Raw genomic sequence first — 8,045 nt, forward strand, 5'->3', positions numbered from 1 at the left:
GACGCCCTCCTCCGCCTTGCAGTTGGACGCACCAGGCCCCGCTCACGTGCGCTGATCAGGCGCCGCAGGTTTCCTCCGACTTGATCCGCCGGACACCCCCTAAGCTCGAAGCATGGCCAAGTACTTCGACGTGCACCCGGACAACCCGCAGCGCCGCATCATCAGCCAGGTGGTGGAGATCGTCCGCAGCGGCGGGCTGATCGTCTATCCGACGGACTCCTGCTTCGCGCTGGGCTGCGCGCTCGGCAACCGGGACGGCATCGACCGCATCCGTTCGATCCGCCAGCTCGACGAGCGGCACCATTTCACGCTGATGTGCGAGGACTTCGCGCAGCTGGGGCACTTCGTACGGATCGACAACGCGGTCTTCCGCACGGTCAAGGCGGCGACGCCCGGCAGTTACACCTTCATCCTCCCGGCGACGAAGGAGGCTCCGCGCCGGCTGCTGCACCCGAAGAAGAAGACCGTCGGGGTGAGGATTCCCGACCATGTCGTCGCCCAGGCGATCCTCGCCGAGCTCGGCGAGCCGCTGCTGTCGAGCACCCTGCTCCTGCCGGAGGAGGACAAGCCGCTGACCCAGGGCTGGGAGATCAAGGATCGCCTCGATCACGTGGTCGACGCCGTCATCGACTCCGGCGACTGCGGTACCGAGCCGACGACCGTCATCGACTTCTCCGGTGCCGAGCCCGAGATCGTACGCCTCGGAGCGGGTGATCCCGCCCGGTTCGAGTAGGCCCCGCAACGGCGCCGCGCCGTGGGTCGTCCTCGCGGAGGACCCACGGCGCGGCGGTTGCGGAAGGTGTCAGGTAGTGCCGGTCAGTTGGTCGTCAGGGCGGTGTCGTCCACGACGAAGCTGGTCTGGAGCGAGGAGTCCTCGACGCCGCTGAACTTGAGCGCGACGGTCGTGCCGGCGAAGGAGGACAGGTCGAACGTCTTCTGTACGTAGCCGGTGGCCTTGTTGAGGTTCGAGTAGGTCGCCAGCGTGGTCGATCCGGCCGTGACCGTCAGCTTGTCGTACGCGGTGCTGGTGGTCGTCTCGGCCGTGTCGATGTGCAGGTAGAACGTCAGCGTGGCCTTGCAGCCGCTGGGGACGGCCACCGACTGGGACAGCGTGTCGGTGTGGGTCGAGCCGTAGCCGTTCAGCCACGCCTTGTAGGAGCCGCCGTGGGCCGCCTCGCCGGTGTCCGTCGTGATGACCCCGCTGGTGGCGGTCCAGGTGGTGTTGCCCGACTCGAAGCCGGGGTTGCCGAGGAGCTGTGTCGCGGTGCAGGTGCCGCCGCCCGAGCTGCTGACCGTCCAGGTGAAGGACGCGGTGCCCGTCGCTCCGGTGCTGTCCGTCACGGTGACGGTCGTGCTGTACGTCCCCGCGGTGGTCGGCGTTCCGGTGACGGCGCCCGTCGAGCTGCTGATCGACAGACCGGTCGGCAGACCCGACGCGGCGTAGGTCAGGGAGCCGGTGTTGGTGCTGCTGGCCGAGATCTGCAGGCTCACCGCGGTGCCGACGGTGGAGGACTGGCTGCCCGGGTTGGTGACGGTCACGCCGCTGGTCGGCGGGGTGACGTGGCTGCCGACGTTGATGCCGGCGAAGGCGTTCGCCACACCCGCGTACTGGGCGGAGCTGGCGCCGTACAGCGCCGTGGCGGCGTTCAGCGCGGCGGTGCGGGCACCCGCGTAGTTGGTGGTCGACGTCATGTACGTCGTGAGCGCCTTGTACCAGATCTGCAGGGCCGCGGCCCGGCCGATGCCCGCGACGGCCACGCCGTCGGAGGTCGAGCTGGTGTACGTGACACCGTTGATGACCTTGGTGCCGCTGCCCTCGGAGAGCAGGTAGAACATGTGGTTCGCGGGGCCCGAGGAGTAGTGGACGTCGAGGTTGCCGACGCCGGAGTACCAACTGTCCGCGGAGCCGCCGTCCTTGCTCGGCTTGTCCATGTAACGCAGCGGTGTGCCGTCACCGTTGATGTCGATCTTCTCGCCGATGAGGTAGTCGCCCACGTCGGAGGCGTTGTTGGCGTAGAACTCGACACCGGTGCCGAAGATGTCGGAGGTCGCCTCGTTCAGACCGCCGGACTCACCGGTGTAGTTCAGGCCCGCGGTGTTCGAGGTGACACCGTGGCTCATCTCGTGGCCCGCCACGTCCAACGAGGTCAGCGCATGGGTGCTGCTGGTGCCGTCGCCGTACGTCATGCAGAAGCAGCTGTCGTCCCAGAAGGCGTTGACGTACGCCGTGCTGTAGTGGACGCGGGAGTAGGCGGCGACGCCGTCGTTCTTGATGCCGCTGCGGCCGAAGGTGTTCTTGTAGAAGTCCCAGGTCATCTGGGCGCCGTAGGCGGCGTCCGCGCCGGCGGTCTGGGTGTTGGAGCCCGCGCCGGTTCCCCAGACGTCGTCGGCGTCGGTCATCAGGGTGCCGGTGCCGGAGGTGCCGTTGTTCAGCGAGTACGTCTTGTGGCTGCCGCGGGTGGAGTCGGTCAGCTGGTACGTCGAGCCGGACAGCGTGGTGTTCAGCGTGACCGTGCCGCTGTACTGGGTGTTGCCGGTGCCGGTCTGGACGGCCTCGTAGCGCGTGAGTTCCTTGCCGGTGGTGGCGTCGGTGACGACGTGCAGCTTGCTCGGCGTGCCGTCGTCCTGGAAGCCGCTGATCACGGTCTCCCAGGCGAGCCTGGGGGTTCCGGTGCCGGCCCAGATGACCTTGCGGGCGCTGTCGGTGGCGGGCTTCTGCGCCTTGAGCGACTTGGCCACCGTGAGCGCCTTGGCCGCGGCGGCGTCCTTGCTGAACGACGCGGTGGTGCTCGCGACCTTGATGGTGTGCTTGTTGTTGAAGGTCGTGCTCACCGTGCCGGTGGCCTGTGAGGCCGGCGGAGTGTGGACGACGATGTCGCCGCCGAGCACCGGGAGCCCGGCGTAGGTGCGCTCGTAACGGGTGTGCAGGGTGCCGTCGTTGTCCTTGACGACGTCCTTGACGACCAGCTTCTCCTTCGAGCCGAGGCCGAGCGTGCCGGCGGTCGCCGTGGTCTGCTTCGATGCCTTCTTCAGCAGCGCCACGCGCTGGGCCGGGGTGAGCTTGGCCTCGAGTCCCCCTGTGCGCACGGGGGTTGTGTGGGGGGCGGGCTTGGCGACTGCCGGGACCGTCTGTATACCGACGGCCAGGAATGCGGCGGTGGCCACCAGGGCTCCGGCCGCGGTCGCCTGACGGGGGAAACGTCTCACTCGTACTCCTACTGCTTCGGCCGCGGTCGGCGGCCGGTGACAGACCGGGCAGACGGGATGTGCTGTCCGGGAAGAGCTGAGCAGGGGCGTGCGGGAACGCGACCGAGGGCGGGCGTGGGGCACCTGCCCTACAGGTCGGGGGAAGGATCGCACCGTTGACCTAGGCATGACATGCGTTTGCTGCGAATCGAGGGTTATCCCTACGCCCGCGTGCCGAACACCCTGTCCCGCGCCGTGCCCCCGGTGCGACAACGCCGACGATCGGCGCACAGCCGCCGCCGAAACCCCTTCCCCGGAAGGGCGGTTCCGCGTACCGCCCGACCCCACTTCCCTGGCGCACCGGCCCTGCGAACCGACCGGCACGCCACGCGCCTTGCGCACAGCCTCCATCAACCGGCCTCGGCCTGCCGACCGTCGGGGGCTACCTCCACGAACTGCCCGCGGCGGCAACCCGGTCGGGGTGGCCGCCGGGCAGCCGTGTCAGGACAGGCCGGTGCCCTGTGCCGCCCGTCGCGGCGGACGAGGGGCCCGCGGCCGGCGCGACCCCGTCGTCAGGGGCGGCCCGCTCCCGGCACCTCGACCCGGGTGGCGAGCACCTGGCCGGAGCCGGGTGTCACCATTTCGGACTCCGTCATGCCGCGCCAGGCGGCGGCCACGATGAACAGCGTCCTCCTGTCGCGACCGCCCAGGACGCAGGCGAAGCCGCCGCGGTCGAGGTCGACCCGGTCCAGCACGGCACCGCCCTCGGCGACGCGCACACAGCACCGGCCCGGTACATCGGCGTACCAGACGGCGTTCCGTGCGTCGACGCAGATGCCGTCCGGGGTGCCCTCCCCCAGGTCGGCCCAGACACGGCGGCCCGACAGAGCGCCGTCCACGCCGATGTCGAAGGCGACCAGGTTGTGCCGGTAGGAGTCGGCCACGATCAGCGTGGAGCCGTCGGGTGTCACGGCCATCCCGTTGGGAAACGCGATGTCGTCGGCCACCTGTTGCACCGAGCCGTCCGGAGTGACCAGCGAGACGGAGCCGGGTTTCGACGCCTCTCCCGTCATCGGGTTGAAGTCGGCCCGGTTGACATAGGTGTTTCCGCGGCCGTCGACCACGATGTCGTTCCAGCCGGGCCGGCCCAGATCCGCGTACGTGGCCAGGGAGCCGTCGGGCTCCCGGCGGAGCAGCAGACCGTCCGGGGAGGAGACGATCAGCAGGTGGCCGTCGGGGTGCCAGTCGGTGCACAGGGGCAGCGACGCCACCCGGGCGGCCACCTCGCTGTGACCGGTCTGCGGATCGAGGGCGATGACCTCGCCCGCGGTCCAGTCGGAGAAGTACAGCCGGTCCCCGTGCCAGCGCGGCGACTCGACCAGCCCGCGTCCTTCGAGCAGCGTCCGGACCTCGTACATCCTCATCACAGCCTTCGTTCCGCACCGGTACGGCACCGGTGTCCCACTGACTGAACGAACGGACACCGCCGGAATCGACACATCCCGGCCGCCGACGGCGAAGGGGCCCGGACCGGCTCCGCCGGAGATCGGGTGGGCGCCGCGCCCCCGCTCCGCGGATCTCGGCAGGCCGTGGTGATCGTCGCGTCGTTTAATGACGAAGTCGAAGGTGTCTTCTTCCAGCAGGAGCAGCGCATGACGGCGAGGCAAGCCACTCCGGAGAGCGGGCGGAAGAAGCCCGGGAGACTGCAGCGGCTGGGTGAGTGGTGCGCCCGGCACTTCGTGATCGTCATCGTGGCCTGGCTCGTCGTGCTCGCCGCGCTGCAGGTACTGAACCGCTCGTTCGGCGGAGAGTACTCGGACAACTTCTCGCTTCCCGGAGTGCAGTCCACCGAAGGACTGAACGTTCTCAAGAAGCACGATCCGGCGGCCGGCGGCTACGGCGCCCAGGTGGTGCTGCGCGACACGCAGAAACCCCTGACGTCGCTGAGTTCCCAGATGAGCCAGACCGTCGGCGATCTGCAGAAGCTGCCGCACGTCCTGTCGGCGCAGAATCCGCTGCCGCCGCCGGGCTCCCAGCCGCCCTCGGGGCAGTCCCAGCAGCAGAACGTCGGGCCGCTGTCGAGCGACGGTAAGACCGGTTACATCACCGTGCGCTTCGATGAGCAGCCCTCGCTCCTCGGCGACAGCTATCTCGACGGTGTGGACAGCGCTGTGCAGCCGCTGCGGTCGGCCGGCGTCGACGTCGAGTACGGCGGCACGCTGGGCGAACTGGCCAGACCCGCGCCGGACGACCGCGTCAGCGAGCTCATCGGCTTCGCGGTGGCGATCGTCGTCCTGCTCATCGGATTCGGCAGCGTCATCGCGGCGGGTCTTCCGCTGGTGACCGCCCTGCTCAGTGTGTTGGGCGGTCTGGCCTGTCTGGGTCTCCTCGCCGCAGCGTTCACCTTCGCGACGGTGTCGCCGACGCTCGCCACCATGATCGGGCTGGGCGTCGGCATCGACTACGCACTGTTCATGGTCACCCGTCACCGGCAGAACCTCATTGACGGCGCCGATCCGGTGAGGGCGGCGGGCCGGGCCACGACCACCAGTGGGCGGGCCGTCCTCGTCTCCGGCTGCACCGTGATCATCGCCCTGGCCGGGCTGTCCGTCTCCGGTGTCTCCTTCATCAGCCTGCTCGGCCTCGCGGCGGCCGTGACGGTCGTCTCGGCGGTCATCGGTGCGCTGACCCTCGTACCCGCGATGCTCGGGCTCATCGGCAGACGCATCGACCGCTACCACGTGCGCAAGCCGGTCGCGGAGACGGACGCCGACCCCGGGATGCCCGCGCACGGCACCTGGCACCGCTACGCGCTGCGTGTGCAGCGGCATCCCTGGCGGTTCCTGTCCGGCGGCCTCTTCACGGTGCTGGTGCTGGCCATCCCGCTGTTCTCGATCCAGCTCGGGCACATCGGCGACGGCGCGGATCCCACCTCGTTCACGGACCGGCGGGCGTTCGACATCATGTCGGACTCCTTCGGGGCCGGCTCCAACGGTCCGCTGACCGTGGTCATCGACCAGACCGATGTGCCGTCCAGTCAGCGTTCCTCGCTGTCGTCGCAGGCGCAGAAGACCCTCAGCGACGTGAAGGGTGCGGCCGTGGTCACGCCGCTGACGACCACCCAGGACGGCGACGTGCTGGTGGGCACCGTCTACTCCAAGGTGTCCCCGCAGAACCAGGACACCACCGACCTGACGAACCGTCTGGTCGACGACACGCTGCCGCAGGCCGTGTCCGGCACCAGCGCCAAGGGCTATGTCACCGGCACCACGGCCGCCCAGGTCGACTTCCGCAACATCGTCTCGAGCCGGCTGCCCCTGATCATCCTCGTGGTGGTCGCGCTCGCCTTCATCATCATCCTGATCGTCTTCCGCGGACTGCTCGTCGCGGTGAAGGCGGCGGTCCTCAACGTGCTGTCCATCGCAGCCTCGTACGGTGTCGTCGTCGCCGTCTTCCAGTGGGGCTGGGGCGGGCCGGCGCTCGGGGTGTCGGGCAAGGTGCCCATCGAGAGCTATGTGCCGATGATGATGTTCGCGATCATCTTCGGGCTCAGCATGGACTACGAGATCTTCCTGCTGTCCCGGGTCCATGAGTTCTGGCTGGCCACCGGGGACGCGAAGGCCAGCGTGGCGCACGCCCTGGAGATCACCGCCCGGGTGATCACCTGTGCGGCTCTGATCATGGTGAGCGTCTTCGCCGCGTTCATCGTGAGCGACAACATCGTGGTCAAGATGCTCGGACTCGGCCTCGCGGTGAGTGTCCTGATCGACGCGACGGTGGTTCGGCTCCTGCTCGTTCCGGCGGTGATGACTTTGCTCGGGGCCCGCGCCTGGTGGACACCGCGCTGGCTGGACCGGATCCTGCCGCACATCGACCCGGAGGGCGAGGAGAGCGCCGCCGCTCCCGATCCCGTACGCCCTCCGGCCGCCGGGTGACACCCGCCGGCGCGCCGACGACCGGTTCGGACCACGTCGGCGATCGAGGTGATGGCCGAACTGCCCCATGAGGGCGGGTGGTTCAGGGGTGCGCCCGGCGACCTCGTTCCCCTGCGTCAGGGACGGCCGTCGCGCGGTGCGCTCAACAGGCCCGCGATCTCGGTGAACCCGCGCCGCTGGGCGTGCTCCAGGGCCGTCACTCCGTCGCCGTCCGGCAGCTCTGGCGAGGCGCCCACCGCGATGAGCAGTTCCACGATCTCCTGGTGCGCCCGGCCCCCGTCGCCGAGGATGACGGCTTCCAACAGGGCCGTCCAGCCGAGCCGGTTGACGTGGTCGACGTCGATGTCCGTCTCGTTCAGCAGGGCCCGGACGTAGTCGACATGGCCGCGCTCGGACGCGGGGATGAGGGCGATGCCGCCGAAGCGGTTGCGCACCTTCAGGTCGGGTCGTGCCGGGCGCAGCGCGCGCATCATCGCGACGCTGCCGGTGACGCCCGTGATCAGCCAGGGGCTGTCCTCGCGGTCGTCCTGGGCGTTCGGATCCGCACCTGCCGCGACGAGTGCCTCGGCCGCACCGACGTGGTCGCCGAGCGAGGCGAGGAGCAGAGGAGTGCGGCGGTGGTCGTCGCGCGCCTCGGGGTCGGCGCCGGCGGCGAGCGCGGAACGCACGGCGTCGGCGTCGCCCTCACGGGCCGCGTCGAGCAGGGCGGGGTCGTGCGGGGTCATGGTGGCTGTGCTCCTTGTCGTCCACCTTGGGGGCGGGCCGGGTGAGGGCTCGCGGATCTCTGCGGGCGGCACCGGTCGAGGGTTGCCGCGTCACAGGGATCGTCAAGAATACCGGCCGCAGAACCCCCCGGCTGCCCCGGATCGCCTTGCTGCTGAGCTCGGTTCGGACCACCGCCGCCGGCTGGGAGGCGCACGGCCA

5 protein-coding genes are annotated in these 8,045 nt (G+C 69.7%); 2 read left to right on the forward strand and 3 right to left on the reverse strand.

The window, feature by feature from the left end; translation table 11 throughout:
• The first annotated feature begins 112 nt into the window (after positions 1-112).
• The gene (locus ABZX90_RS43435; protein ID WP_351120840.1) at positions 113-733 is read left to right on the forward strand and encodes an L-threonylcarbamoyladenylate synthase; all 621 of its coding nucleotides are present in this window, start codon (positions 113-115) and stop codon (positions 731-733) included.
• A gap of 83 nt (positions 734-816) precedes the next feature.
• Here the strand turns inward: ABZX90_RS43435 and ABZX90_RS43440 are convergent, their stop codons facing one another.
• On the reverse strand, positions 817-3,207 hold the full coding sequence (locus tag ABZX90_RS43440) for a M4 family metallopeptidase (protein ID WP_355213682.1): 2,391 nt from the start codon (positions 3,205-3,207) through the stop codon (positions 817-819).
• A 551-nt stretch (positions 3,208-3,758) separates the two neighbouring features.
• Positions 3,759-4,610 carry an SMP-30/gluconolactonase/LRE family protein gene (locus tag ABZX90_RS43445; RefSeq protein WP_355213683.1) on the reverse strand — a complete coding sequence of 284 codons (852 nt, stop codon included), beginning with the start codon at positions 4,608-4,610 and terminating at the stop codon, positions 3,759-3,761.
• Between the two features lie 228 nt (positions 4,611-4,838).
• Here ABZX90_RS43445 and ABZX90_RS43450 point away from each other — a divergent pair, with 228 nt between their 5' ends.
• Positions 4,839-7,121: an MMPL family transporter gene (locus ABZX90_RS43450; RefSeq protein ID WP_351120834.1), complete on the forward strand. Its 2,283-nt coding sequence runs from the start codon at positions 4,839-4,841 to the stop codon at positions 7,119-7,121.
• A gap of 116 nt (positions 7,122-7,237) precedes the next feature.
• Here the strand turns inward: ABZX90_RS43450 and ABZX90_RS43455 are convergent, their stop codons facing one another.
• Entirely contained in the window at positions 7,238-7,846 is a 609-nt protein-coding gene (locus ABZX90_RS43455; RefSeq protein ID WP_355213684.1) for an ankyrin repeat domain-containing protein, read from the reverse strand.
• Positions 7,847-8,045: the final 199 nt, after the last annotated feature.

This window comes from Streptomyces sp. NPDC002935 (genome assembly GCF_040611295.1).
Lineage (GTDB): Bacteria > Actinomycetota > Actinomycetes > Streptomycetales > Streptomycetaceae > Streptomyces.